22 protein-coding genes are annotated in these 25,446 nt (G+C 63.3%); 10 read left to right on the forward strand and 12 right to left on the reverse strand.

Annotated elements, in window-relative coordinates; genetic code table 11:
• Positions 1 to 24: 24 nt before the first annotated feature.
• Positions 25 to 1,767, reverse strand: a complete 1,743-nt coding sequence (locus tag ACNFBR_RS08285; RefSeq protein WP_416734445.1) for a M24 family metallopeptidase — start codon at positions 1,765 to 1,767, stop codon at positions 25 to 27.
• On the opposite strand from ACNFBR_RS08285, the gene ACNFBR_RS08290 reads away from it, so the two are divergent.
• Entirely contained in the window at positions 1,768 to 3,243 is a 1,476-nt protein-coding gene (locus tag ACNFBR_RS08290; protein WP_416734446.1) for a PLP-dependent aminotransferase family protein, read from the forward strand.
• A gap of 154 nt (positions 3,244 to 3,397) precedes the next feature.
• Here the strand turns inward: ACNFBR_RS08290 and ACNFBR_RS08295 are convergent, their stop codons facing one another.
• Entirely contained in the window at positions 3,398 to 4,642 is a 1,245-nt protein-coding gene (locus tag ACNFBR_RS08295) for a DUF1835 domain-containing protein (protein ID WP_416734447.1), read from the reverse strand.
• A 226-nt stretch (positions 4,643 to 4,868) separates the two neighbouring features.
• On the opposite strand from ACNFBR_RS08295, the gene ACNFBR_RS08300 reads away from it, so the two are divergent.
• The 3 genes from ACNFBR_RS08300 to mgtA all read left to right on the forward strand — a co-directional run bounded on the left by ACNFBR_RS08300 (position 4,869) and on the right by mgtA (position 10,977).
• Positions 4,869 to 5,759 carry an alpha/beta fold hydrolase gene (locus ACNFBR_RS08300; protein WP_416734448.1) on the forward strand — a complete coding sequence of 297 codons (891 nt, stop codon included), beginning with the start codon at positions 4,869 to 4,871 and terminating at the stop codon, positions 5,757 to 5,759.
• A 139-nt stretch (positions 5,760 to 5,898) separates the two neighbouring features.
• Positions 5,899 to 7,524 (forward strand): methyl-accepting chemotaxis protein, encoded by a 1,626-nt coding sequence (locus ACNFBR_RS08305; protein WP_416734449.1) that lies wholly within the window; start codon positions 5,899 to 5,901, stop codon positions 7,522 to 7,524.
• A gap of 738 nt (positions 7,525 to 8,262) precedes the next feature.
• On the forward strand, positions 8,263 to 10,977 hold the full coding sequence (gene mgtA, locus ACNFBR_RS08310) for a magnesium-translocating P-type ATPase (RefSeq protein ID WP_416734450.1): 2,715 nt from the start codon (positions 8,263 to 8,265) through the stop codon (positions 10,975 to 10,977).
• A 153-nt stretch (positions 10,978 to 11,130) separates the two neighbouring features.
• Here the strand turns inward: mgtA and ACNFBR_RS08315 are convergent, their stop codons facing one another.
• Both ACNFBR_RS08315 and ACNFBR_RS08320 read right to left on the reverse strand, forming a co-directional pair.
• Positions 11,131 to 12,357 carry an MFS transporter gene (locus ACNFBR_RS08315; protein WP_416734508.1) on the reverse strand — a complete coding sequence of 409 codons (1,227 nt, stop codon included), beginning with the start codon at positions 12,355 to 12,357 and terminating at the stop codon, positions 11,131 to 11,133.
• 156 nt (positions 12,358 to 12,513) lie between these two features.
• Positions 12,514 to 13,359 (reverse strand): EamA family transporter, encoded by an 846-nt coding sequence (locus tag ACNFBR_RS08320; protein WP_416734451.1) that lies wholly within the window; start codon positions 13,357 to 13,359, stop codon positions 12,514 to 12,516.
• A 107-nt stretch (positions 13,360 to 13,466) separates the two neighbouring features.
• On the opposite strand from ACNFBR_RS08320, the gene ACNFBR_RS08325 reads away from it, so the two are divergent.
• Positions 13,467 to 13,943, forward strand: a complete 477-nt coding sequence (locus ACNFBR_RS08325) for an Lrp/AsnC family transcriptional regulator (RefSeq protein WP_416734452.1) — start codon at positions 13,467 to 13,469, stop codon at positions 13,941 to 13,943.
• Between the two features lie 22 nt (positions 13,944 to 13,965).
• Here ACNFBR_RS08325 and ACNFBR_RS08330 read toward each other — a convergent pair whose 3' ends face one another.
• From ACNFBR_RS08330 to ACNFBR_RS08360, 7 genes are all read right to left on the reverse strand, one after another.
• Positions 13,966 to 14,895, reverse strand: a complete 930-nt coding sequence (locus ACNFBR_RS08330; RefSeq protein ID WP_416734453.1) for a LysR family transcriptional regulator — start codon at positions 14,893 to 14,895, stop codon at positions 13,966 to 13,968.
• Positions 14,896 to 15,020: 125 nt separating this feature from the next.
• The gene (locus tag ACNFBR_RS08335; protein ID WP_416734454.1) at positions 15,021 to 16,376 is read right to left on the reverse strand and encodes an FAD-dependent oxidoreductase; all 1,356 of its coding nucleotides are present in this window, start codon (positions 16,374 to 16,376) and stop codon (positions 15,021 to 15,023) included.
• 36 nt (positions 16,377 to 16,412) lie between these two features.
• A complete protein-coding gene (locus tag ACNFBR_RS08340; RefSeq protein ID WP_416734455.1) occupies positions 16,413 to 17,468 on the reverse strand; it encodes a Rieske 2Fe-2S domain-containing protein in 1,056 nt (351 codons plus the stop codon).
• Positions 17,469 to 17,678: 210 nt separating this feature from the next.
• Entirely contained in the window at positions 17,679 to 18,365 is a 687-nt protein-coding gene (locus ACNFBR_RS08345) for a TetR/AcrR family transcriptional regulator (RefSeq protein ID WP_416734456.1), read from the reverse strand.
• A gap of 231 nt (positions 18,366 to 18,596) precedes the next feature.
• On the reverse strand, positions 18,597 to 19,472 hold the full coding sequence (locus tag ACNFBR_RS08350) for a universal stress protein (protein WP_416734457.1): 876 nt from the start codon (positions 19,470 to 19,472) through the stop codon (positions 18,597 to 18,599).
• Positions 19,473 to 19,631: 159 nt separating this feature from the next.
• Positions 19,632 to 19,934 carry an AzlD family protein gene (locus tag ACNFBR_RS08355; RefSeq protein ID WP_416734458.1) on the reverse strand — a complete coding sequence of 101 codons (303 nt, stop codon included), beginning with the start codon at positions 19,932 to 19,934 and terminating at the stop codon, positions 19,632 to 19,634.
• Positions 19,931 to 20,650: an AzlC family ABC transporter permease gene (locus ACNFBR_RS08360; RefSeq protein ID WP_416734459.1), complete on the reverse strand. Its 720-nt coding sequence runs from the start codon at positions 20,648 to 20,650 to the stop codon at positions 19,931 to 19,933. Before ACNFBR_RS08360 ends, ACNFBR_RS08355 begins: the two co-directional genes overlap by 4 nt.
• A gap of 119 nt (positions 20,651 to 20,769) precedes the next feature.
• On the opposite strand from ACNFBR_RS08360, the gene ACNFBR_RS08365 reads away from it, so the two are divergent.
• Positions 20,770 to 21,234 (forward strand): Lrp/AsnC family transcriptional regulator, encoded by a 465-nt coding sequence (locus ACNFBR_RS08365; protein ID WP_416734460.1) that lies wholly within the window; start codon positions 20,770 to 20,772, stop codon positions 21,232 to 21,234.
• 18 nt (positions 21,235 to 21,252) lie between these two features.
• Here ACNFBR_RS08365 and ACNFBR_RS08370 read toward each other — a convergent pair whose 3' ends face one another.
• Positions 21,253 to 22,104 (reverse strand): LysR substrate-binding domain-containing protein, encoded by an 852-nt coding sequence (locus ACNFBR_RS08370; protein ID WP_416734461.1) that lies wholly within the window; start codon positions 22,102 to 22,104, stop codon positions 21,253 to 21,255.
• Positions 22,105 to 22,378: 274 nt separating this feature from the next.
• On the opposite strand from ACNFBR_RS08370, the gene ACNFBR_RS08375 reads away from it, so the two are divergent.
• From ACNFBR_RS08375 to ACNFBR_RS08390, 4 genes are read left to right on the forward strand one after another with little or no spacing between them, the layout of a single operon-like run.
• Positions 22,379 to 23,218, forward strand: a complete 840-nt coding sequence (locus tag ACNFBR_RS08375) for a transporter substrate-binding domain-containing protein (RefSeq protein WP_416734462.1) — start codon at positions 22,379 to 22,381, stop codon at positions 23,216 to 23,218.
• Entirely contained in the window at positions 23,218 to 23,952 is a 735-nt protein-coding gene (locus ACNFBR_RS08380) for an amino acid ABC transporter permease (protein ID WP_416734463.1), read from the forward strand. Before ACNFBR_RS08375 ends, ACNFBR_RS08380 begins: the two co-directional genes overlap by 1 nt.
• Positions 23,942 to 24,622, forward strand: a complete 681-nt coding sequence (locus tag ACNFBR_RS08385) for an amino acid ABC transporter permease (RefSeq protein WP_416734464.1) — start codon at positions 23,942 to 23,944, stop codon at positions 24,620 to 24,622. Before ACNFBR_RS08380 ends, ACNFBR_RS08385 begins: the two co-directional genes overlap by 11 nt.
• Positions 24,612 to 25,430: an amino acid ABC transporter ATP-binding protein gene (locus ACNFBR_RS08390; protein WP_416734465.1), complete on the forward strand. Its 819-nt coding sequence runs from the start codon at positions 24,612 to 24,614 to the stop codon at positions 25,428 to 25,430. Before ACNFBR_RS08385 ends, ACNFBR_RS08390 begins: the two co-directional genes overlap by 11 nt.
• Positions 25,431 to 25,446: the final 16 nt, after the last annotated feature.

Here is a 25,446-nt window from a genome sequence, read left to right on the forward strand (position 1 = left end):
CCTGGGCGCTACATTTCGCTCGGCTCAGGCAGCACTAATCAGGATGTCTTCGAAGAATGCCCCGACCGGTTCGGTAGGGTGGCACAACTGTATCTCCAGTACCCACACCACCTCGCTCGGGACGATTTCCACCTCGGCCAGTTTGTCCTGGCCATACAACACATGCGGGAAGTCGGCGATGCGATGCCCGGCCAGGTTCCGCTCAAGCTGCCAGCCCTTGGCCTTGGCGCTGCACTCGGCGAAGTCATAGAGCTCGCGCCCGGTCAGCCCACGTCCCCAGGCCTGGCGGGTTTCGTCGAACACTTCATGCAACGCCTTTACGCAGGCGTGGTGCAGTGCGTGCTGGCCAAACACGAAGGTGTCGCCATAGTCACCTTCATAGCCATCCCATACCGGGCCAACGTCGACCACGACGATGTCCGTGTTACGTAATACGCGTTGCAGATCGATGCCCTGCCGTGGCGTGCGCACGGTATCGTCGCCAAAACGGATGTAAGTGGGGTGCCAGGTGTGCGACGCGCCCATTGCCTGCAGGGTTTGCGCGGCCATTTCCAGCGCCTGGGCGGTAGTCATGCCGACTTGCAGTTGGCTGGCAATAGCGGCCACGGACCGAACCGACTGCTCGCGAGCCGCGAGCATGCCGTCCAGCGAGTAGCGAGGGCCGACCTTTTCCAGCTCAGGGTGCAGCGTGCCGGCTGATGACGCCTGCGTTGCCAGTGCGCCGCTGGCGACAAAGGCCTCGGCGACGAAGCGATGGGGTGGTACGCCCGCCGCCAGGCAGTGTTCGCGGGCCTGGCTGATCATCGTGGCATTGCCGCAGGCATAGACCTGGGTTTCGTCCCAGCAATGCCCTTGGTCCAACGCCACCTGCTGGATGCGTGCCTCGGCCGAGAGTACCGGGTGCCAGCGAAAATGTGGGTGCTCGCGGCTGGCCTGTTCGAGAAACGCGTGGTCGTAGAAATCCGCGGTCGATGAGCCGCCCCAGTACAGCGTGACCTCGGTATCGCCGGCCAAGGCCGTCAGCAGCAAGGGCTTGATGCCGGCGTAACCGGTGCCGGTGGCCAGCAGCACCAGTGGGCGTTGCTCATCGTGTTGCCAGGTACAGGCGCCCAGCGGGCCTTCGAGCCTTACCGATGCACCTGCTTGCAGGGTGGGCAGCACACCCTCGGTGAACAGGCCACCGCTGACCGTGCGGATGTGAAACACCAGTTGCCCTTGCTGCTGGACAGGCAGGTTGGCAATGGAGAAACAGCGGCTGTCGCCGTTGTCCAGCTGGAACCGTACGTACTGGCCAGCTCGAACATCCAGTGGCAGAGCAGGCTGCAGCACCAGCTCGACGATGTCTGCACTGAGCGCGCGCTTGGCAACAACCTGTGCGTGGGTTTCCAGTGTCGGGGTGTCCAGTGACCAGCCAGGTATCTCCAGGCGCATGTCGCTGCAGGCGTGGCTCTGGCACAGCAGCATTTCGTCGGCGGCCAGGGGGTAGGAGGGGGCCGGAGTGTCCGCGTCCCGCTGCTTGTCCTGATATTGCCCCGATACCACCTTGACCTTGCACGAGCCGCAGGCGCCGCGACGGCAGGAGAAGGGGACCGGCAGGCCGCTGGCGAGCATGGCGTCGAGCAGCAGTTCGTGGTTGGCTTCGAAAGTTTTGCCCGAAGGCGACAATTCAATGACGTGGCGGCTTTGCATGAACACCTCGGGGCAATTGGAGGTTCGATTGTTGCTATAGTCCAGGACCAGCAGAACCTCCAGATTTGGATAATTCACATGGTCCAGCTACGTAAATGGCAGCCACTGCTCAAGCTCGATGGGGCGCAGGCTTCGTACCGGCAGATCGTCGAAGGGCTGGTGGCCGCGATCAACGAGGGCCGCTTGCGCCCTGGCACGCCCTTGCCGGGCACGCGGGAGATGGCGCAACTGCTCAACGTCAACCGCAAGACGGTGATCCTTGCCTACGAAGAAGCCGAAACCAAAGGCTGGCTGCAAAGCGTGCAGCGCCGGGGCACCTTCGTCAGTCAGCAGTTGGCGCTTGGCACACTGGCCGCGCCGGGTGGCGCGCGGCCGTTTGCCCTGGCACTGCCAGAGGAGCCCGCCGTTGCCTACTTCAAGGCCAACGAGCAGGCCGCAGCGCAGCAGGGGCGGCCAGGTGCGTTGTTTTTCGACAATGGCGCCTGTGACCATCGCCTGCTGCCACAGGCTGTCTTGCACCGCTATTACCGCAACGCCTTGCGCAGCAGCTTCACCAGCAACAGCGTGCGCCATGGCAGCGATTGCAGCGGCCTGTACCTGCGCGCCGCCTTGGCCGACATGCTCAGGCACAACCGCAGCCTGAACGTTGGCGCCGAGCATATCTGCCTGACCCAGGGTGTGCAGATGTCGTTGTCGCTGGTGGCCAGCGTGTTGCTCAGGCCAGGTGACGTTGTGCTGGTCGAGCGCCTGAGTTATCCGCCTGCATGGGAGATTTTTCGTCAACTGGGTGCCCGGTTGGTGACCGTGGACCTGGACCATGAGGGTTGCCGTGTCGATCAGCTCGACGCCCTGTGCCGGCAGCACAGGGTACGGATGATGTACATAACCCCTCATCACCAGTTTCCGACCACGGTCAGCTTGCCAGCAGCGCGCCGTCAGCAGTTGCTGGAGCTGGCGCGGCAACACGACTTCTGCGTGGTCGAAGAAGACTACGACTACGAATACCACTTTTCCGGGCGGCCTTATCTGCCTTTGGCCAGCGACCGCCAGCAGCGGCATGTGATTTACATCGGCACCCTGTCCAAGCCATTGGGCAGCACGTTCCGTTGCAGCTATATCGTGGCGCCGGTGGAGGTGACGGCCGTGCTGGAGCGCAGGGCGACGCTGACCCTGGGGCAAGGCGATGCGGTGATGCAGCGGATGCTGGCGGACTTGATCAATGATGGTGAACTGAAGAAGCACTTGCGCCGGGTCAACCGCGAGTACCGCCGGCGCCGCGAAACCTTGCTGGCGTGTTTGCGTGACGCGTTCGGCGAACAGGTCACCGTGCAGGTGCCCGAAGGCGGGCTGGCGCTGTGGGTGAGGTTTACCGATGCGATCAACGTGGATCAGTTGGTCGACAACGCGCTGGCGCTGGACCTGGTGGTGCGCAGTGGGCGACAGTTTTCGCCGTTTGGCCATGCCGAGAATGCGCTGCGCCTGGGGTTCGCTTCGCTGGATGTGGATGAGATCCGCTTGGCCACCCAGCGTCTGGCGCAGGCGGCGCTGATGTGATTTTCTGCGCAACCCGTCTGGTCGGCGCCGCGCCTGTAGGAGCAGCCTTGTGCTGCGAACGGACATAAGGCTAACGATTTGCATCGACAGTAATTGCCCTTTCGCAGCACAAGGCTGCTCCTACAGGTTCCCGCATGCCTTGATGGCTTGCCGGTTATTGGCGCCGGTGCACCTGACCTTGCTCGCTGACCACCCAAGGCTTGTCACCCGCATTGACCAGCACCCCGCCAACCCAGCGCTGCGCGGGGTTGTGATCCAGCCAGTGCGCCTTTCCTGCCAGCACTTGCTCGGCAAGCGGGGTCAGCCGCAACGGCCGTTGTGCCCAGGCTTCTCCAGGGCCTTCCAGCAGCAGCGGCTGTGGCGCATGGATCAACGGCTGCAACAGGACATGGAACATCATGTCACCCAGGTAAGGCAGCGGGTCATCCTGCATCATCAACTGGCCAAACACGCGGCCGGCCGGTAGCTCGCCGCGAGAGGCCAGCACGCCTAGCAACAGGCGCTCGGTAAGGCTCAAACCGTCATTCGCCCCTGGCAGTTCCTGTAGCTGGCGCGCCAATGCCCGGCCCAGTAAAGGCAAGGCCGTGTGCTGGCGGCCGGCAAGCGCTGCCCAGGCCTGCGGGGTGGGTGCGGTGTAGGCTGCCCATGCCTGGCGTGCCAGGGCCAGTGCATCTTCACCCAGTGCGCGACGTTGTGGCCACAACCACGCCAGCAGGTCAGGCGCCAATTGGCCGATGCCGATGAAGCGTTCGATACCGGGCACCTGGTCAGCTTCGATCAGCTCCAGCCGCCGTGGCAGGCTGGGGAGGCTGGCGAGCACGCGAATCAGGAACAGCTGGTCGTAGGCGTCGGCCTCGCACCACAGCACCAACTGGCTGTCGCTGCTCAGCCCGGCCAATGCCGCTCGCTGTGCGGCCTGGCGCTGCTCGACGTCCTCGGGCCGGAGGTTGAACGCCTGCTGCACATAGGCGCCACGAACCTGCCAGTACTGCGCCTCGGGCAGGGCCGGTACCGGCCCCATGACCATGGGGTCGTCGAACATCTGGAAGGCGCCGGCAAACCCGGCGGTGCGCAAGCTGTGGGCGATGTCGTTGCCGCAGCGCCAGTGCTGCACGGCGGCTTCGTCATCGGCGACGAACCTGGGGTGGCGTGCGGCAAAGGCCACGGCATCGGCATGTGCCTTGAGCTTTGGCCAACTGGCAAAGCCGGCTTCGCGGGCCACCAGCCATTGGGTATCGGCAAGCCGGTAGTCCGGGCCGGGCAGGCCAAGCGTGCGCAATTGCTCGCGGGCGTCGTCGGCCTGGTGATCGTTCAGGGCGCTCAGCAGGCGCTTGGCGCGTTTGCGCAAGGCGGGCAGGTCGAGCAGGCCGTGGTGACGGGATGCATTGATGGCGGGCATGCCAACTCCTTTGGGGCTCGGTCCGCCGACAAGCCGGGAGCTGGTATGGGAATGTGATGATGCATGGCTCGGGCAACCCCTTCGCGCGGACCGCAGGCGCAGCCAGCGCCCAGGCCCCGACTTTAACGGTGCGGCGCCCCGGGATGCAAACGATAGTTTTCCCATGGCTGGCCGCGCGCCTTATAGTGGCGGGCTTTTCTCGGTAGAAGTCAAAGGAGTGGCTGACATGCGCGTACGTACCCTGCTGGCGGCAATCGGGGCCAGCTTGTCGCTGTCTTCGGCATTGGCCGCACCCGGCCAGCCAGCGCCTGCGCTAAGCGAACGCATTTCGGTGCAGGTCGAAGGCGCCGGGCCGGACGTTATCCTGATCCCGGGCCTGGCCTCATCGCGTGAGGTATGGGCGGGGCTCGCCAGCACGCTGCGCGAGCAGCACCGCCTGCATCTGGTGCAGCTTTCCGGTTTTGCCGGTTCGCCTGCCGTGCCCGCCGTGGACGGGCGCGTGGCCGCGCCCGTGGCCGAGGCCATTGCAGACTATATCCGCAGCCAGCACCTGAAGGCGCCGGCCATCATCGGCCATTCGCTGGGTGGCGAGGTCGCGCTGATGCTTGGCGCTCGTCATCCCGAACGGGTCGGGCGGCTGATGGTTGTCGATGCGCTGCCGTTCTACACGTTATTGATCGACCCGGCGGCAAACGCCGAAACGGCTGCACCGCAGGCTGCTGCATTTCGCGATGCGCTGCTGGCGGCCCCGGCAGCGCAGGCACAAGCAATGCAGCGCACAGCCATCGACCGGCTGGCCAAGTCTGCCGAGGCCAGGCCGGCGTTGGTCGAGGCGGCGCTGCGTTCGGACCGGCAGACGGTTGCCGATGCCACGTATGAATTGATGACCACCGATCTGCGTTCGGAGCTTGGCGGTATTCGGGCACCGGTAGAAGTCGTTTACGCCTATGACCCCTTGTATGGCATACCCGCAGCCCGCGTCGATGCAACCTTCACCAACGCCTATGCCGGTACGCCGGGTATCCGCTTCAAGCGTATCGATGGCAGCTTCCATTTCATCATGCTGGACCAACCACAAGCATTCGCCGAGGCGGTAGCCGACTTCCTGAACCGCTGAGGTTGGCTGCGCAACATCTGTTCGGTTACCGCCCATAACCGCATCCCGGCGCCTCAAGCCTGCGCCAGCACCTCCGATAGCAGCACACCCACCGTCGAATCATCGACCAGAAGTGGTGCCAACAAGGAGTACTGCCCGCATGCTTGCCAACCTCAAGATCCGCACCGGAATGTTCTGGGTGTTGTCGCTGTTCAGCCTGACCCTGCTGTTTTCCACTGCCAGTGCCTGGTGGGCAGCCGTGGGTAGCGACCAGCAGATCACGGAACTGGACCAGACGGCTCACCAGTCGGACCGGTTGAACAATGCGTTGCTGATGGCGATTCGTGCCAGCGCCAATGTGTCTTCGGGTTTCATCGAGCAGCTGGGTGGCCATGACGAAAGTGCGAGCAAACGCATGGCGCTGTCGGTTGAGCTGAACGACAAGAGCCAGGCGCTGGTCGACGCGTTTGTCGAAAACGCCCGCGAGCCAGCGCTTCGCACCTTGGCGACCGAGCTGCAGGCTACCTTTGCCGACTACGCCAAGGCAGTGGCAGGGCAGCGCGATGCAACCCGCCAGCGCTCGCTGGAGCAGTACTTCAAGGTCAACAGCGACGCCGGCAATGCCATGGGCCGGCTACAAGCGCTGCGTCAGCAGCTGGTTGGCGCATTGAGCGAACGTGGTCAGCAGATCATGCTCGAGTCCGACCGGCGCTTGGCCCGGGCGCAACTGCTGAGCCTGGGGCTGCTGGCGGTGACCTTGGTGCTGGCGGCGCTGTGCTGGGCCTTCATTGCCCAGCGTGTGCTGCACCCGCTGCGTGAGGCTGGCCGGCATTTCCAGCGCATTGCCGGTGGTGACTTGAGCGTGTCGGTGCAAGGGCAGGGCAGCAACGAAATCGGCCAGCTGTTCCACGAGCTGCAGCGCATGCAGCAGAGCCAGCGCGACACCCTTGGGCAGATCAACGGCTGTGCCCGGCAGTTGGACGCAGCCGCCACGGCGTTGAACGCGGTCACCGAGCAAAGCGCCAACAACCTGCGCCAGCAGGGGCAGGAGCTGGAGCAGGCCGCCACCGCCGTGACCGAAATGACCACGGCCGTGGAGGAGGTTGCGCGCAATGCCATCACCACCTCGCAGACCACCAGTGAATCCAACCAGTTGGCCGCGCAAAGCCGCCGGCAAGTCAGCGACAACATCGACGGCACCGAAGCCATGACCCGCGAGATCCAGACCAGCAGCGCGCACCTGCAGCAGTTGGTCGGGCAGGTGCGGGATATCGGCAAGGTACTGGAAGTGATCCGCTCGGTGTCCGAGCAAACCAACCTGCTGGCGCTCAATGCTGCCATCGAGGCCGCCCGCGCCGGTGAGGCTGGACGCGGCTTTGCGGTGGTGGCGGACGAAGTGCGCACGCTGGCCTACCGTACGCAACAATCGACCCAGGAAATCGAGCAGATGATCGGCCGCGTGCAAGCAGGGACCGAAGCGGCGGTGGCTTCGATGCAGGCCAGTACCAGTCGCGCTCAATCGACACTGGATGTGACCCTGGCCTCAGGGCAGGTGCTGGAAGGCATCTACAGTGCGATCGGCGAAATCAACGAGCGCAATCTGGTCATTGCCAGTGCGGCCGAAGAACAGGCCCAGGTGGCGCGAGAAGTGGACCGCAACCTGCTGAACATCCGCGAGCTGTCCAACCATTCGGCGACGGGCGCCCAGCAAACCAGCGAGGCGAGCAAGGCGCTGTCGGGGCTGGTGGGGGAGATGACGGCGTTGGTAGGGCGGTTCAACGTGTGAAATACCACCACATGGCAATGAACATTAAAACAAGGTGAAACTTATTTAAACTTTCCCTGGCGGGTTGACTTCGATACTACCCTTGAATAAAGTTCGATCGCCCGCAGAGAAGGGCCTTTTTTCATTCACTGAAGAATTCAATGGACACAGTATCTAGTCGCTGCCTGACCCCTGCCGCAAGGCCCGGTCAGGCACTTGAACCGGAACACCGGTCCCGACACCCTGGTCGGGCAAGCCGCGCCAGAGCCTGATGCTCCGCCGTGACTTGCCGCCGCCGGTGTTCGCCGGTTGGAGGCAAGCTCATGAACCTCATATCTTTCGCTTCACATCGCCTGCTTGCCCGCATTGCGCCGCGGCAGGCCCGCACTTGGCCGCTTCGTTTGCCTGGGTACCCTGACGGCACCCGGAAACCCCCAAGTAGAGGCGGGCTGCTGATGCGTCGGCACAGCTGAGCCCCAGGCTTCACACTAAATAAACGCTATTCAATGGCATCTTTGCTGTCGAACTTTTCAAGTGGAAAGTTCGCCGGGTAACTATTGCCCTTCGTTTACAAAAAAGGAATTACACCATGGATTGCGCAAGTAGAAAGTTCGCTGCCGATATAACTTCCGACTCTCGGCGGCGGACAGACAACTGTCGGAATACCCCAGCATTTTTCTGCGACCCGACATGCCTGCGTTCACCGTGTGAGTGAAACGTCTGTGTGTCGTGCCGCCGCAGCGGCAGGAGCACAGCAACATGACTGTCAAACACCGCAACACCTCATCGGCCAAGGCCGAACGCGAAACCCGCCTGGCCACTCGCGCTGCCCGTGAAGCGCGCAATGGCCTGGCCGTCACCCTCGCCAACCTCGATGCCAGCGAACAGGGCCTGACCGAGCACGAAGCCGCCAAGCGCCTGGAGCGCGATGGGGCCAACCAGGTCGCCCATGACCCGCAACCCCACGCCCTGGTGCAATTGCTCAAGGCCCTGCACAACCCGTTCATCTATGTGCTGCTGATTCTGGCCGGGATCAGCTTCGTCACCGACTACTGGCTGCCGGTCAGCGCAGGCGAAACGGATGACGCCGACCTGACCAAAGTCATCATCATCATGACCATGGTCAGCCTTAGCAGCCTGCTGCGCTTCTGGCAGGAGTACCGCTCGACCAAGGCCGCCGATGCGCTCAAGGCAATGGTGCGCACCACCGCCACCGTGCTGCGCCGCGAGCAGGTCGGGCAAGCCCCGCGCCTGCGCGAAGTGCCCATGGACGAACTGGTGGCCGGCGACATCGTGCAGCTTAGCGCGGGGGACATGATCCCCGCTGACATCCGCCTGCTCGAATCGCGCGACCTGTTCATCAGCCAGGCGGTGCTCACGGGCGAAGCGCTGCCGGTCGAAAAGTACGACACTCTGGGCCATGTCGCGCAGAAGTCCGCCAGCGAGGACAGCGGCAACCAGGATAACGTGCTCGAACTGGCGAACATCTGCTTCATGGGCACCAACGTGGTCAGTGGCCGCGCCCGTGCCGTGGTGGTCGCCACTGGCCGTCGCACCTATTTCGGCTCGCTGGCTAAGGCCATTGCCGGCTCGCGCAGCCAGACCGCTTTCGACCGTGGGGTGAACAGTGTCAGCAGCCTGCTGATCCGCTTCATGCTGGTGATGGTACCGGTGGTGTTCATGATCAACGGGGTGGTCAAGGGCGACTGGGGGGATGCGTTCCTCTTCGCACTCGCCGTGGCCGTGGGCCTGACCCCGGAAATGCTGCCAATGATCGTCAGCGCCAACCTGGCCAAGGGCGCCGTGGCCATGGCCCGGCGCAAGGTGGTGGTCAAGCGCCTGAACGCCATCCAGAACCTGGGCTCCATGGACGTCCTGTGCACCGACAAGACCGGCACGCTCACCCAGGACCGGATCATCCTCGAGCACCATGTGCGCGTCGACGGCCAGCGCGACAAGCACATCCTTGAACTGGCCTGGCTCAACAGCCATCACCAAAGCGGCATCCGCAACCTGATGGACCAGGCCGTGCTGCACTCCGCTGGCCAGGACCACCAGTTCCAGGCGCCCTACGCCTACGCCAAGGTCGACGAACTGCCGTTCGACTTCATCCGCCGTCGCCTGTCCGTGGTGGTGAAGGACGCCCTGGGCGATCACTTGCTGGTAAGCAAAGGGGCGGTCGAGGAAATGCTGGCCATCGCCACCTATGTGCAGGAAGGCGACGCTGTCGTCGCCCTTGATCCGCGCCGTCGTCAGCGCCTGCTGGCCAGCGTCGATGCCTATAACCAGGACGGCTTCCGCGTGCTGGTGGTGGCCACCCGCCAGATCCCGGCGGCCGAGGGCAAGGCGCAGTATCACACTGACGATGAGCGCGATCTGGTGATTCAGGGTTTGCTGACCTTTCTCGACCCGCCCAAGGAAACCGCCGGCCCGGCCATTGCAGCCCTGCGCGACATGGGGGTGCGGGTCAAGGTGTTGACCGGCGACAACCCGGTGGTCACGTGCAAAGTCTGCCGGGAAGTTGGCCTGGAGCCTGGCCAACCACTGCTCGGCCAGGACATCGAGCGTATGGACGACACCACCCTGAAGCTTCAGGTCGAGCGGCGCACGGTCTTCGCCAAGCTCACCCCGCTGCAGAAATCACGCGTGCTCAAGGCCCTGCAGGCCAATGGTCACACGGTGGGCTTTCTCGGTGACGGCATCAACGACGCCGCCGCCCTGCGCGATGCCGACGTCGGTATCTCGGTGGACAGCGGCACCGATATCGCCAAGGAATCGGCAGACATCATTCTGCTGGAAAAGAGCCTGATGGTGCTTGAGGAGGGTGTGCTCAAAGGCCGCGAAACCTTCGGCAACATCATGAAGTACCTGAGCATGACCGCCAGTTCCAACTTCGGCAACGTGTTCTCGGTCCTGGTGGCCAGTGCGTTCATTCCGTTCCTGCCGATGCTGGCGATCCACCTGCTGCTGCAGAACCTGATGTACGACTTTTCCCAGCTGTCGCTGCCGTGGGACCGTATGGACAAGGCGTTTCTCAGCGAGCCGCGCAAATGGGATGCGCGCAACATCGGCCGCTTCATGCTGTGGATCGGGCCTACGTCGTCGGTCTTCGACATCACCACCTTTGCCCTGATGTGGTACGTGTTCGCTGCCAACAGCGTCGAGATGCAGGCACTGTTCCAGTCGGGCTGGTTCGTCGAGGGGTTGCTGTCACAAACCTTGGTGGTGCACATGCTGCGTACGCGCAAGGTACCGTTCTTCCAGAGCACCGCTGCGTTGCCGGTGGTGCTGGCAACGGGGCTGGTGATGGCCTTGGGTATCTACATCCCGTTCTCGCCGGTGGGGGCCATGGTCGGCCTGGTGCCGCTGCCGTTGGCTTACTTCCCTTGGCTGGCTGCCACGCTATTGGGCTATTGCGTGGTCGCCCAGGCCATGAAAACCCTGTACATCCGCCGCTTCGGGCAGTGGTTCTGAACCCGCCAAGGCAAGCACAGCCCCCTGTAGGAACAGCCTTGCGCTGCGAAGAGGCCCGCTCGGCAAAAGACTCTCTGTTGCCGTACCGGCCTCTTCGCAGCGCAAGGCTGCTCCTACAGGGTGACGCGGTGGCCTGGGTGAGGGTGCCGCAACTTAGCCTGGCTGCGCCGCCAGGCTATTGCTGACATTGCGCCCCAGCACCAGCACGGTGACGAAGCCACAGCCCACCAGCGCCGTGGCCAGACTCAACAGCACCGCCGTGCCCATATGGTCGACCACCTGCCCGCCAAAGAACGAACCTACGGCAATGATCACCTGGAACATGGCCACGAACAGCGGCATGCCCCGTTCGACATCCTTGGGCGCCACCACGAACATCCAGATGTTGGCGCAGGCCGGGAACGCACCGAAGGCAAAACCCCACAGTGCGATCAGCATCGCGGCGCCTGTCATGCCGGTGGCGAAGTGCGGGAACAGGGCGGTGCTGACTGCGATCATGAGCGCGACCAGCATCAGGGTGTGCCGCACGCTGCGGTTGGCAGCAAAGCCGGCAAAGATGTTACCCATGAAGCCGGCCACACCGTACAGCAGCAACAACGAGCCGATGGTAGGCCCGTCGAAGCCGGCATTCTGTTTGAAGAACGGCGCCACATAGGTATACGCGGCAAAGTGCGCCAGGCCGATCAGCAACACGGCGATCAAGCCGACCCGTGCTTGCGGGTTGATGAACAACGCCGGCAGGTCGCTGATGCGAATGGCCTTTTCCGGCATCAGCCGTGGCAGCAGGAATACCTGCGCCAGCAGCACGGGTACGCCTACCAGTGCGGTAACCAGGAACGTCATGCGCCAGCCCATTAGGCCACTCAGCCAGGTGCCCACGGGCACGCCCACTACGGTCGCCAGGGTGACCCCGGCCATGATGATGGAGTTGGCCTTGGCTACACCCATGCCGTCAGGGGCCAGGCGGCCGCTGAGGGCGATGGCGGTCGCCCAGAAACCGCCAATGCTGACACCCAGCAGCACCCGGCCGACCAACAGCAGGTTGAAGTCGCCGGCGTAGGCCACGATGGCGTTGGCGATGATCATGATCAGCGTCAGGCCGATCAGCAGGTAGCGCCGGTCGAGCGCGCCGACACCCACCGAAATCAAAGGCGCGGCCAGCGCGGCCATGATACCGGGCAGGGTCACCATCAAGCCGGCAAGGCCGGCACTGATGCCAAGGTCGCTGGCCACATCGTTGAGCACCCCCACCGGGAGGAACTCACTGGTGACCAGGGCGAAGGCACCCACGGCGACCGAAAGGATGGCCAGCCATTGCTGAGTGACACTCTGTTGACTATGTTCGGGAAGGCCACGGGAGGCCTGGCGGTTGCTTGGCATGGGGTTCGGTTCCATGAGGGATATCGCCTGTAGCAGGCGCAGGAGCGGGGAGATTTGCAGGCGATTATAGAGACGGCCTTGCCAGGCCGACACGCAGGCCGCTCGATAGTAATCATCAGCGCAATCGATGAAACGCCTTGCGTAGAGCGCCCGCTGTCAACGACCACGCCCCACCAAGGCGGCACCTGCGCACGCCATGGCGATGGCGATAATGCCCAGCCATTGAGTCAATGCCAGTACTTCACCGAGGATCAGCCAGCCCGCTATCGCCCCCGCAGCGGGCGAAGCGCTGAGCAGTACGCCAAAAATGCTGGGTGGCAGGTGGCGCATTGCATACATGTCGAGCAGGAAGGGCACTGTGCTGGACAGCAAGGCGACGCCCAACCCTACCATGAGCACCGACGGCGCCAGCAACTCGGCACCGGCGTGGCTGACGCCCAGTGGTACGCCCAGCAGCGCCGCGAACAACATCCCGCTGGCGACTGCCTGTTTGCCGTGAACCGCCACTTTGCTGCCGAGCATCACGTACAGCCCCCAGGCCAACGCAGCAGCGAGCGCGTACATCACCCCACGTGGGTCGAGGCCTTGGCTATCGGTACCCCACGGCAGCAAGGTAAGCCCGGCCACCGACAAGGCGATCCACAGCAGGTCGATTCGGCGCCGGGAAGTCAGCAAGGCCGCCCCCAGCGGGCCGATGACCTCGATGGACACCGCGATGCCCACCGGGATGTAGAGGAATGCGCGATAAATCAGAATGTTCATCAGGCCCATCATCACGCCATAGCCCAGCAGGTGAAGCCTGTTGGCCTGGTGCCAGATGCGCCAGGGCCGCAGCACGGCCAGCAAGATGACGGCGGATATGCCCAGCCGCAGGGCGACTACGCCCTCGGGGCCAACCAGTGGGAACAGGGTCTTGGCCAAGGCGGCACCGGTCTGTACCGACACCAGGGCGGCGATGGCTGCGCCGACAGGGGCGAAGGTTCCAGCGTTTTTTGCGTCCACGTGTGGCTCCAGCAACGGTCGAGGCGCCATTTTAGTACTCGGCCTGCGAAGCAATTGCTGTGAAAATGGCCCTCTGATGAGTGAACTGCTTTCTTTGGAACCTGAAAATGAGCGACTGCGCCAACCATCCGCTGGACGGCTTCGATCACGCTATTTTGCGGCTGCTGCAGCAAGACAACAAAACCTCGCAGCGCGCCATTGCCGAGGAAATCGGCCTGTCCACACCGGCTGTACAGCGGCGCATCGCGCAGATGGAAGCGAGCGGGGTGGTCGCTGCCAACACCGCAGTCATTGCCCCGGAGTGTGTCGGCCAGATGATTACAGCGATCGTCGAATCGCGCTTGCGGGACGACCGCTCGCGGGTGATGGACCGCGCCAAGCGTTACTTCGCCAATGTGGCGGAGATACAGCAGTGTTACTTCGTCAATGGCGGGGTGTCGTTCATCATCGTCATGCTTGCCCGTGACGTGGCGCATTTCGAAAAACTGGTGAGGCTGCATTTTGCCGATAACGAAGACATCCTGACCTACCGCACGCTGATCGTTCTGGACAAGGTCAAGGTCGGGCTGTCTGTGCCGCTTTGAGTGTTCCGCGCGGTCGACTTGCTCAGCGCGGCAAACCAATGTTCCGGGCCGCGGCCAGCACCAGGCTGCGCAGCCACCGGGAGGCCGCCGAACGGTGTTTGCGAGCATGCCAAAGTTGGTAGTAGCGCAACGGCTGCGCCGGCACAGGAAAGGGCTCGATGCGCAGTGGCAGCAACTCGGTGTAATGCATGGCAAATGAGCGCGTGGTGGTGAACAGCAAATTCGATTTGACCAGCGCGTAAGGCGCAAGACAGAAGTACGGCAAGGTAGTGGTCACGCGCCTGACCAGGCCGCTTTTGGCGAGTTCGAGGCCGATCGTGCCTTGGCCGGACGCATTGTGGGTCATGACATCCAGATGGTCGGCAACTGCATAGGCTTCGGGGGTGAGGTTACCCGGCCCGATGGGGTGCCCGTCACGCATCAGGCACACCAGGTCGTCGTCGCACAGCGGTTGCAAGTGCAAATGGTCGGCAGGTGTTCTCCAGTTGCCTATGACCAGGTCCAGATAGCCTTGTTCCAGCCCACGGGAGTATCCACCTTCGGCTTGCAGGTGCTTCAGTTCCAGCGTGGCGAAAGGTGCTTGCGCGTGAAACCGTTCGATGATGGCCGGCACGAAGAACACGCTTAGATAGTCTGGGGTGCTGATACGAAATGTCTGCTGGGTGGTGGCGGGGTCGAAGCTATCCACCGGGTGCAGGATGTGTTCGATGCCGGCCAATGTCTGCGCAACCGGATCGATCAAGGCCTGGCCATGCTCGGTCAGCACCATATGGCTGCCGCTGCGCACCAGCAAGGGGTCGCCGGTGATCTCACGCAGTCGGCGCAATGCCACGCTGATAGCTGGCTGGGTTTGCCCCAGCAGTTCGGCGGTACGCGAGACGCTGCATTCGGTTAGCAGGGTGTGAAGCGTGCGGATCAGTTGAGCATCGCAGTTCGGAATGGACTTGGACACAGAAGCCTCGAATCTCTCGCAGCCATCGGGCGGTTTGTCTCGGCCCGGCGCATTGGCTATCGCTATATAAATTATGATATAGCGCTAGCCAAGGTGCGTCCACGTGCGTACCGCCGGGCGGCCGACTATTTCCAGTCGGGCAACGCTCTCAACAGTGCGGTTTTTTCCTGGGCGCTGGCCCCCATCAGTACGAACCCTTGCATCTGGTTGTGCTGATCGCGGTAGACACAGCGGATGTTTGCGATCCCTTTTTCGCAGCGGCTTGCCAACTCGGTCGACCACTCGCCTGTATCGGCCATTGGCGAGGCTACGACCGTGGGCAGCACACTGGTCTTGATGGTTACAGGCATGGCCGGGTAGGCGACTGCCGTGGGCGTACCTGCCAGTGTGCGGGCGAGTGCGCGGGCCTGGAGCATGATTGGCATCACATAGGGCAGAACCAGGTCGTGGACCTGGGCGCAGTCGCCCAAGGCATAGACATTTCTGGCGCTTGCCCGCAGGCAGTCATCGGTAACCACACCGTTGGCCACTGCAATGCCTGCCGCTCGCACCAGCTCTACCCGAGGTGCCAGGCCAATAGCGCCAAGCACATGGTCCACTTCGAGGCGTTGACCATCGGCCAGGTGCAACTCCAGGCCCGTGTGCCTGCGGTAAACCGCGACGGGCGCATTGCCAAGCGCCAGGCGCACACCAATGGATCGCAACGCATTGGCCATTTCTTCTGCGGCCTCGGCAGGCAGCAGGCGGCTCAACAGGCAAGGAGCGCGATCGACGATACTGACCCAGTGGCCGGCATGGCGCAGATCGTTGGCGAATTCGCAGCCAATCAAGCCCCCGCCGAGGATGGCGACTCTGCTGCTTGCGCCGAGCTGTCGACGAAGCTTGCGGTAGTCTTCCAGGTCATTCACGGTAATGATTGCGTCTGCGCCATCACCGTCCAGGGCTGGGCGCCTGGCGTCGGCCCCCAATGCCAGTACCAGTGCGCTGTAACGCTGCGGCGATCCGTCGATATAGACCTGTTGCGCGTCGGTATCGATGCGCTCGATCGACGTGTAGGTGCTGACCTGGGCCTGCAATTGCTCGGCCATTTGCCCTGCGCTGAAGGTGACCAGTTGATCTGGCTGCCGTCCCTTCTGCAAGGCATTGGACAAGGCCGGTTTGGAGTAGAACTCGCCGCCATCACGCGTCACGATCTTGATCGCGATAGTGCTGTCCAGTTTGCGCAGCTCGCGTGCCACGCTGTAGCCGGCCAGTCCTGAACCCAGGATGATGACGGGGTCGCTCACTGCGTTCGGCTGGCTTGCGCCGGCCTCGGCCGGGATCCTGACCATTTCGAAATCCGCCTTGCCCACGCCGCATTCCGGGCAAAACCAGCTGTCCGGCACATCCTCCCAGCGGGTTCCCGCCGGGATATCGTGCTCCGGCATGCCTGCGGCTTCGTCATAGATGAAGCCGCACACCAGACATTCCCACTTGAACATGATCGGTACTCCTTCAATCGATTTGCAGTCAGGTCTTCAGCTGGTGAAGGCACGGCCCAGGCCCAGCGCGCTCAGGGCACGGCGGTAGGCGGTCGAGGAGCGGTCCGCGGGAATATGGATTTCCAGCGCAAGGTCCAGCGGCAGGTCTTCCGGGCGGCACAATTCGACGATGTCGCGGTCCTCTTCGAATACCTGTTGATTGAAGGCGTACACGTCCTCCAACGGCATCTGCTTGTCGAAGTTGCGGGTGATGGCACAGAACATCCGGGTCTTGCGCGCAGAGACAGGGCAGGCTGCGTTAAGGATCACCAAGCGGTGTTCCGGGGCCGGGAAGTTGACCGTCAGGCGGGCAGTGAAGGGGGTAAAGACATCGAAGGTTCTGGTCCAGAGAAAATCGCGTGGGGCGCGATCTTGCATGTGCTTTGGGAAGTTGCTGACATTGCTGACGTATTCGGCGTGAATCCCGTAAGGGGTCAGTTCGGCCTTGTAGGTCGGCACTACTGGGTTGTCACGCTCGGCGAAGGCTTCATGGTGGATCCAGGCGAAGTGGGCAACGTCGATGAACCCTTCGACCTGGCGGCCGGCCGAAGCGGCGATATCGATCGCGGGCGGCAGGATGCGTTGATAGCTTTCGTCATGCCAGGAGGGCATTTCGGCGAACGGCGCGCTGGTGCCGGACATCAACACCCAGATCAAACCGAAATCTTCGCGGGCCGAATACATCTGGATACGATGGCGCTCGGTCAGGTTGGCGTTCGGCTCCGAAGGAATGCGGGTGCAGCGGCCGTCAATGCCGAAATGCAGGCCGTGATAGGGGCAAATGAGGTTTTCACCCTGTACCCAGCCTTTGCTCAGCGGAGCTCCGCGATGGCTGCAGATGTCGCGCGCGGCATTCACCTTGCCACCGGCTCGGTAGAGCACGATGGGCTCGTCGAGCAGCGTAGCGGCAAAGGGTTTGTCGCTGACCTCTGCTGAAAACGCGACGGGGTGCCAGTGCTGGCGGAGGATCTCCCGGTCGTGTGGGGTGAACGTACTGTGTTGGGTGATCGGGTTCCAGGTTACATCCCGGCAGGCAATCGCGGTCGTGGACACGTCAGTTCTCCTTGTTATGAATGTGGCATCGGGAGCATTCGTCGGCGCAAGACCAGGCCTTTACCTGGTATGCAGACGAGTACCCGCTGACGAATCCATGCTAGAGAGCCGAGACTGCCCCGCCCATGGTGGCAGGCGCATAGTGTCTATATGCATTTGAGCATGTGGATGAGAACCACGGCAGCACCCTGCGTGTTGCAAGGTTACCGGTCATGCCGGGACTACACCGCCCAGCACCATTTGGGTGACCGTTCGGGTGGCGCGGTCAAAGTCCGCCTTGTCAGGTTCGGCCATGCCTCTGAGCTGCGACATTTGCCAGGCCAGGTTGGTGTAGGTGCGTGTCGACGACCAGATGAAGATCATTAGGTGCTCAGGGTCACAGGGCGCCAGCCGGCCATGATCGATCCAGTTGCGCAGGCAGGCGACGTTGCGCTGGGCTTCCTCGTGCAGCAGGTTCTTGCATGCCTCTGGCAGGTGTTTGCCCCCTGAGAGCAACTCCTGGCTGAACACGGCGGCGCTGAACGGGTGCTCGCGAATGATGCGGATGCGGGCCTTGATATAGGCCCGCAGGCCCACTATCGGGTCGTCGCTTTTGCGCAGCGCTGCCGAGGCCTTCACCAGCGGTTCGACAAAGCTCATCAGCACCTGCACGTACAGGTTCTCTTTTGTCTGGAAGTAGTAATAGATATTGGCCTTGGGCAGCCCGGCGCGTTCGGCGATATCGTGCGAGTGAGTGGCGGTGAAGCCGGTCACGGCAAACGCTTCGCTGGCAGCCCGCAGAATCAGCTTTTGATTCTTGCGCCGAATACCGGGGTTGCCCGGTGATTGATCGAGCGCGCAGTAATGGGCGTCAGTGCCTTCATTGGCAGTGCTTGGCGTGTCGGGTTGAGCGTACATCACGGCTTCATCTGGGCTTTTGAGAAACGATATATAGAAACGTATATAGCGAGTGTTATGCTTTTCTCGAGCCGTTGCAAGGCAGCCAGGTACACGCCAGCAGCAAAATCATGGTTTTTTCTATCCGGCGAGCCACAGTGCCGGCAGCCACCCTGAAATCCTGGGCATTCTGGCGGCTAGTGGCATTGCCGAACTGAGCGGGGCCTCGGACTGAAGCCCCGGGCACTGCAGTTAGGGTGAGACCAGCACATCACACTGCGATTCGTCCAACACGTGCTTGGTGACGCTGCCCACCAACAGTTCTTCCAGCGCGCTGGTACCCTGCTTGCCGACCACGATCAGGTCGCATTCCAGCTCCTGTTCCTGCTCGACAATGCGCCAGGCAGGGTCGCCGTGCACCAGGACCTGCCTGGCGTCGGCCAGGCCGGCAGCCTCGCTCAATGCAGCCAGCTGTGCTTCTGCATCCTTGCGGATGACATTGCGGTAGCGGGTGAGGGTGTCCTGGTCGATATGGGCGAAGCGCACGCTGCCTTCGAATGGCACTTCGTACGCATGCAGCAGGATGATCTCGGCCTGCGGAGCAATGGCCTTGGCCAGTTGGATGGCGCGCAGCGAAACGGGTGAAAAATCGACGGGAACCAGCACGGTGCGGTAGGCGTCGCGAGGGGCCGGCTTGACCACCAGCAACGGGCAGGGCATGTGGTTGAGTATTTTTTGCACGGTCGAGCCCAGCAGCAGGCGCCGCGCCACGCTCTGGCCCTTGGCTCCGCACACCAGCAGGTTGCTGTGCTTGTCCTGCACTACCCGGGTGATTTCGCTGATCACCGAACCGCTGGCAACCTGCACACCTGCGGAAATGGCGTAGCGCTGGAACAGCATGGCGGCCAGTGCGCGGTTTTTTTCGCCGGCACTGTCCAGTACGCGTTTCAACAGGTCGTCATCAGGCGCCACCAGTTGCTTGAGGCGCTCGAAGGGCGCCGGGTTGGCAACGTACAGCAGGTCCAGTGCGGCCTGCTGGGTGTTGCTCAGGTAGGCCGCGCGTTCTGCTGCGTTGCGGGCATGGGGGGACAGGTCGGTGGCTACCAGTATGTGTTTCAGCGGGCTCATGTGGGGCTCCTTGTCCAAGGCCGCGCACAGTGCTCGAAGGCGAGCCTTGAGCATTGTGCGCCTGGCGGTGCTTGAGTCGTTCATAGCTTGCAGTCATCGTCGCGCGAACCCGGTGCGAGGGCTTGATTTGGGTCAAAGGAGTGTAGTTGCAGCGGCGGATCATGCCGGCAGCAGCGCACGCAGCAGCCCGGTCACGACGATGGCGAACAGCACCACCGGCAGCAGTGGAAACCGCGTGGCGGCGTACAGGGTCAGCCCCAGCGCAATCAGGTCGGCCGGCTGCCCGGAAACGAACTTGGGGGCGATCACGGCAATCAGCACGCAGCCGGGCGCTGCGTTGAGCACCTGGGTCAGTTGCGGCCCAAGGGTGCGGTTGCGCAGCAGTAAAAAGCCCAGCGCGCGGGTCAGGTAGGTGACCACGGCCATGCCCAGGATGGTGACCAGCGTAGCAACGTCGATCATGGCTTGGCCCACAGGTAAGCGCTCACCAGGCCGGCCACGGTGCCTGCGAGCACGTACCAGCCACCGGGGATCAGCAGGTAGAACAGCGCTGCGGTGAGCAGGCTGAACAGCCACGGCACGGCGGCATGTACGCCTTTCCACATGCCTCTGAGCAGCACCAGGAAGACGGCGGCGAAGGCCATGTCGAAGCCATAACCGCGCAGGTCGCCAAGCAGCGGCCCGACCTGCGCGCCAAGGCTGGTGAAGGTGACCCAGGTGGCCCACAGGCACAGCGACACGCCCATGTAGTAGCGCAGGCTGAAGCCGCCGCGCTGGCGTGCATCGGCCAGGCCCATGGCCCAGCTCTCGTCACACATGAAGAACAGCGCCCCTAATGCCTTGGGCAACGGCAGGTGACGCAGGTACGGCGCCAGTGTCGCGCCCATCAGCAGGTGGCGACTGTTGACCAGTAGGGTCATGGTGACAATCACCAGGATTGCCGGCGGCGAGGTCCACAGCTCGATGGCGGCGAACTCCGAGCCGCCACCGAAGTTGAGGCCGGTCATCAGTGCCACTTCGCCGGCTGCCAACTGGTGCTGGGAAGCTTGCGCGCCGAGTACCAGGGCAAAGGGGATGAACCCCAGCAGCACCGGCAGGGCGGCGACAGCGCCGCGGCGCAGTTCGCTTTGCGGCGTGGCGGCGGGGGGATCGTTCAGTACAGGTTCAAGGGTATTCATGGTCACCTCCAGTGGAGGAAAATTATTCCAATGAATCGGTGGAATTGGCTTGCGTAGTTGCGCTTGTGCGCACAGCATTTGGCATCTGCTACCCAATACTTCAAGAAAGAGAACTATCAATGCCAATCAAGCTCGATGCCATCGACCGGCGTATCCTGCGGGCGCTGCAGCGCGACGGCAAGTTGCAGAACCAGGAACTGGCCAAACAGGTGGGGTTGTCTGCTTCACCGTGTCTGCGCCGGGTGCGGCTGCTGGAGGAGGCTGGGGTGATCGAGCGCTATGTGGCACTGCTGGACCCGGCCAAGGTCGCGCTGGGCCTGACCCTGTTCGTGCGGGTGTGGTTGAAGCGCCAGGACCAGGAAACCACCGACGCGTTCGTCGAGGCCGTGCGCCAGTTGCCTGAAGTGGTGGAATGCCATGTGATGGCCGGTGATTGTGATTTGATGTTGCGGGTGGTGGCGGCAGACCTTGAGGCCTATCGACGTTTCCAGGTGGCGCACCTGACCAGCCTGAGCGTGGTGCAGAACGTGAAGACCGAAGTGCCGATGGAAAAGATCAAGCTGACCACCGAGCTGCCGGTGTAGCTGCCCGGCTGCTCGCCATCATAGCCCCGCGCTGGCGCGCACCATCGCGTAGGCCTGGCGCACCAGCGGGTTGACGGTGTTGGCCCGCACCCACAAGTGGTAGGTCACATCGGGTAGCGCCGGCAGGCCGTCGCTTTGGCCGAGCACGCGCATGTCCGGCCCGACCATTTCCTGGCTGCGCGCGGTAATGCCCAGGCCGGCGCGCACCGCTGCCTTGACGCCGATCAGGTTGGACGCCAGGTACGCCTGGCGCCAGGCGATACCGGCCCGCTCCAGGGCCTCCAGGGCCAGTTTGCGGTACAGGCTGGGCTCGTCCACCAGCACCAGCGGCAAAGGCTCGCCGGGCAGGTGCTGATACTGCGCCGCGCATATCCACCACACCGGCGAGGTGCGCAGCGCAAAGCCTTCCAGGCCGGGCGCGGTGCGGGTCGATATGACCATGTCGACCTTGCCGCGCTGCAAGTCCTCCATCAGGAACGGGCTGCGGCCAACGTCGATTTCCAGGCGCAAGTTGGGCGCCGAGCGGGCGATGTGGCTGAGCAGAGGCGGCAGGATGGTGTCGGCGATGTCGTGGGGCGAACCGATCCGCAGCACGCCGCTGGGGCCATCCAGGCGCAGGCCGGCGAGCGCCTCGTCATTGAGTGCGAGCATTTGCCGGGCATCGCGCAGTAGCTGGCGGCCAGCGTCGGTCAGCGACTTGTGGCGGCCTTGTTTGCGCAATAGCGGCACCCCTACTTGCTGTTCCAGGCGCTGCATGTGTTGGGTGACCGAGGCCTGGGTACGGCCCAGGTTACGGCCGGCCTCGGCAAAGCTTGAATGGTCGGCGATGGCGACGAACGTACGCAGCAGGTCGAGGTCGAGGGTGCTCATGGAGTGGGCCAGGCAAAGAAGCGGAATAAGGGCGTGCTTTTACATTAACGGTACGCAGCCACTGATAATGAATGTTTATCTATTGTTTGGTCATTGATCAAGAGGGAATCTGCATGGGCCAGGTTTTTCGCGGCTTATACCCATTTTGAAAACTTTCTGATCATTCAATGTTATAACGATAGGCGATATTTGAATTTCCCCTCATCCCTGCAACTTTCTAGCATGCGCGCTCATTGGCCGGGTGTTCCGGCTGCCGGGACGAGGAACCCCCATCATGTCGCTGTCCACCATTGCCCGTCGTGGGCTGTTCGCATCGTTGCTGGCCACCGCCACGCTGGCCGCCAGCGGCCTGGCCCAGGCCGATGCCACCCTGGACAAGGTCCAGCAACGCCACAAGCTGGCCGTGGGCGTGGTGTTGTCCGGTGGCCCGTTCGGCGCCATCGACCCGGCCACCCGCGAACCGATCGGTTTCAGCGTCGACCTCGCGCGTGACCTGGCGCGCCAGCTGGGCGTGGCGGTCGATCTGGTAGCCGTGCAGCCGGCCAACCGCGTGCAGTTTCTGCAACAGGGCAAGGTCGACCTGCTGATCGCCAACATGGAGTGGACCCCCGAGCGCGACAAGTTGCTGGGCCACGTGCCCACGCCGTTCTACCGCGTGGGCGGTACCGCGGCGCTGGCCAAGGACAGCTCGATCAAAACCTGGGCCGAGCTCAAGGGCCAGCCGGTGTGCACCTCCCAGGGCAGCAGCTACACCCAGGCGCTGGTGGACCTGGGTGCCGACATCAAAGCCTTCAAGACCTCGGCCGAATCGCTGCTGGCCCTGCGCGGCAACAACTGCGTGGCTGCCGTGCACGATGCCACGCTGATCAATCCGCTACTGGCCAAAGGTGGCGAGTGGAGCGGCTACCGCGCCCTGGCCCCCGAACTCAACCCGGCGCCGTCGGTGATCTGGACACGCCTGGGTGAGACCGACACCCAGCAGCGCCTGGACCCGTTCGTCAAACAGTGGCACCGCAGCGGCTGGCTGATCGAGCGTGAGCAGGCCAACCACATCACCCCGGCCTCGCCGGCGTTGGTGGAGCTGCGTGCCAAGTTGCAGGGCGAAGGCGCCTGATGAGCGAGGTTTTGCACGGGCTGGTCGGGCAACTCGCCCGGCTTGGCCTGAATTACGGCTTCCTGTTCGACGCCTACGCCAGCGGCAAGTTGTTGCAGGGGGCGCTGACCACCGTCTGGCTGTGCCTGTTCAGCGTGGTCGGCAGCCTGCTGGTCGGTGTGCTGCTGGCGGCGGCGCTCACCAGCGGCCGCCGCTGGCTGGCCTGGCCGGCGCGGGCCTTTATCGAGGTCACGCGTAATACGCCGACGCTGGTGCAGCTGTACTGCGCGTTCCTGGTGCTGAACATGCTGATCAACCAGAGCCTGGGCAACGCCAACCCGATGACGCCCTTTGCCTGGGTGGTGCTGGTGATATCCCTGCACAAAGGGGCGTTCCACGCCGAGGCGCTGCGCGCCGGCATCGAGGCGGTGCCGGCAGTCACCCTGGAGGCGGCCAGCTCGCTGGCCTTCAACCGTCGCCAGCTATTGCTGCAGGTACAGCTGCCGCTGGCCGTGCGCTTCGCCTTGCCGGCGCTGGTCAACAACCTCATCGACCTGGTGAAGATGACCGCCGTGGCGTCGGCGATCGCGGTCAACGATATCACCTATGCCTCGATCATGATCTGGACCCAGGGCGACAACGTCATCGAACTGATGATCCTGATCCTGGCCTTCTACGGCCTGCTCAGTTTCGCCGTCAATTGTGCCGGTCGCGCCCTGGAAGCGCGCCTGAGGATGCCTGGTTATGGCCATTGAGAACCTCGCCACGCTGTGGCATTGGTCACCGACCCTGGGGGCGGGCCTGTTGCAGAACATCCAGATCAGCGTCGGCGCCATTGGTCTGGGCACGATGCTGGGCTTGCTGGTAGGCGTTCTTTTGCTGTCGCCTTTGGCGCCACTGCGGGTGATCGCACGGCTGTGGGTGCAGGTGTTCCGCAACGCGCCGTGGCTGGTGCTGATCTACTTCACTTCCTACGTGTTCCCGTTCGAAATCCAGGTGGCTGGTAGCTGGCTGGCCTTTCCCGACTGGCTGAAGGTCACGATCGGCCTGGCCCTGCCTGCCAGTGCCAACGTTGCCGAGATCTTCCGCGGCGCGGTGGCGTCTATCCCGGGTACCCAGTGGGAGGCCGCGCGTTCGCTGGCCTTCAGCCGAGTGCAGATCTTCCGCTCGATCATTCTGCCGCAGTGCCTGCGGCGCATGCTGCCGCCCTGGATGAACCTGTACGCGGTGGTGACCATGGGCACCGCCCTGGCTTCGCTGGTGGGGGTGCACGACCTGATCGACAGCGCGCAGATCGCCGCCAATACCGTCAACCGCAGCAGCTTCACCGTGCTGGTGTACTTCAGCGTGCTGGCGTTGTTCTTCGCCTACTGCTACCCCATTGCCCGCCTGACTCAACGCCTGGAGCGCCGCTATGCCTTCTGAACCCTTGATCCAGTTGCGCGACGTGCACCTGGCCTTTGCCGACAACCCGGTATTGCGCGGCATCGACCTCGATGTGCAGGCGGGCCAGGCCGTGTCGATCATCGGCCCATCCGGCTCGGGCAAATCAACCATCCTGCGCTGCATGACCGGCCTGCTGCGGCCGCAGCGTGGCAGCATCCGCATTGGCGATACCCAGGTCGAGCGTTTGCGCGGCGAGGCTGAGCTGATCGCCCTGCGCAAACAGGTGGGCTTCGTCTTCCAGCAATACAACCTGTTTCCCCACCTCAGCGTGCTGGACAACCTGCTGATCGCCCCGACCAAAGTGCTTGGGCGCAACCGCGCTGAAGCGCGCGAGCAGGCCCTGGCGCTGCTCGACAAGGTGCGCCTGGGCCATAAGGCAGCAGCCTTCCCGGGTGAGCTGTCGGGTGGGCAGCAGCAGCGCGTTGCCATAGCCCGTGCCTTGGCGATGCGGCCACGGCTGATCCTGTTCGATGAAGTGACCTCGGCGCTGGACCCAGAAATGGTCGGCGAAGTGCTGGCGGTGATCCGTGAGCTGACCGAGGAGGGCATGACCTGCGTGCTGGTCACCCATGAAATGCGCTTTGCCGAAGAAATCAGCGACCGGGTGTATTTCACCGAGCATGGTCGTATCGTCGAGCAGGGTAGCGCCGAACAGCTGTTCCGCGCCCCGCAACACGAGCGTACCCGTGCTTTTCTGCAGCATGCGCTGGGTGAGGGCGGCCAACGCCCGAGCCGCCCGGCGCCCGATGTATTCAGCAACCTGGGGCGCTACAGCCTCAGCGTGTGACCTCCGCTAGCCAAGA

It is taken from the genome of Pseudomonas sp. NY11955 (assembly GCF_048068035.1).
Lineage (GTDB): Bacteria > Pseudomonadota > Gammaproteobacteria > Pseudomonadales > Pseudomonadaceae > Aquipseudomonas.

Excerpts from the sequence above, each read along its gene's own strand:
- ACNFBR_RS08290 (WP_416734446.1), top strand. The coding sequence starts at position 1,768 with ATGGTCCAGCTACGTAAATGGCAGCCACTGCTCAAGCTCGATGGGGCG.
- ACNFBR_RS08315 (WP_416734508.1), bottom strand. The coding sequence starts at position 12,357 with ATGCCAAGCAACCGCCAGGCCTCCCGTGGCCTTCCCGAACATAGTCAA.
- ACNFBR_RS08300 (WP_416734448.1), top strand. The coding sequence starts at position 4,869 with ATGCGCGTACGTACCCTGCTGGCGGCAATCGGGGCCAGCTTGTCGCTG.
- ACNFBR_RS08350 (WP_416734457.1), bottom strand. The coding sequence starts at position 19,472 with ATGAGCCCGCTGAAACACATACTGGTAGCCACCGACCTGTCCCCCCAT.
- ACNFBR_RS08385 (WP_416734464.1), top strand. The coding sequence starts at position 23,942 with ATGGCCATTGAGAACCTCGCCACGCTGTGGCATTGGTCACCGACCCTG.
- ACNFBR_RS08375 (WP_416734462.1), top strand. The coding sequence starts at position 22,379 with ATGTCGCTGTCCACCATTGCCCGTCGTGGGCTGTTCGCATCGTTGCTG.
- ACNFBR_RS08380 (WP_416734463.1), top strand. The coding sequence starts at position 23,218 with ATGAGCGAGGTTTTGCACGGGCTGGTCGGGCAACTCGCCCGGCTTGGC.
- mgtA (WP_416734450.1), top strand. The coding sequence starts at position 8,263 with ATGACTGTCAAACACCGCAACACCTCATCGGCCAAGGCCGAACGCGAA.
- ACNFBR_RS08370 (WP_416734461.1), bottom strand. The coding sequence starts at position 22,104 with ATGAGCACCCTCGACCTCGACCTGCTGCGTACGTTCGTCGCCATCGCC.
- ACNFBR_RS08345 (WP_416734456.1), bottom strand. The coding sequence starts at position 18,365 with ATGTACGCTCAACCCGACACGCCAAGCACTGCCAATGAAGGCACTGAC.
- ACNFBR_RS08360 (WP_416734459.1), bottom strand. The coding sequence starts at position 20,650 with ATGAATACCCTTGAACCTGTACTGAACGATCCCCCCGCCGCCACGCCG.
- ACNFBR_RS08365 (WP_416734460.1), top strand. The coding sequence starts at position 20,770 with ATGCCAATCAAGCTCGATGCCATCGACCGGCGTATCCTGCGGGCGCTG.
- ACNFBR_RS08390 (WP_416734465.1), top strand. The coding sequence starts at position 24,612 with ATGCCTTCTGAACCCTTGATCCAGTTGCGCGACGTGCACCTGGCCTTT.
- ACNFBR_RS08325 (WP_416734452.1), top strand. The coding sequence starts at position 13,467 with ATGAGCGACTGCGCCAACCATCCGCTGGACGGCTTCGATCACGCTATT.
- ACNFBR_RS08305 (WP_416734449.1), top strand. The coding sequence starts at position 5,899 with ATGCTTGCCAACCTCAAGATCCGCACCGGAATGTTCTGGGTGTTGTCG.
- ACNFBR_RS08335 (WP_416734454.1), bottom strand. The coding sequence starts at position 16,376 with ATGTTCAAGTGGGAATGTCTGGTGTGCGGCTTCATCTATGACGAAGCC.
- ACNFBR_RS08355 (WP_416734458.1), bottom strand. The coding sequence starts at position 19,934 with ATGATCGACGTTGCTACGCTGGTCACCATCCTGGGCATGGCCGTGGTC.
- ACNFBR_RS08295 (WP_416734447.1), bottom strand. The coding sequence starts at position 4,642 with ATGCCCGCCATCAATGCATCCCGTCACCACGGCCTGCTCGACCTGCCC.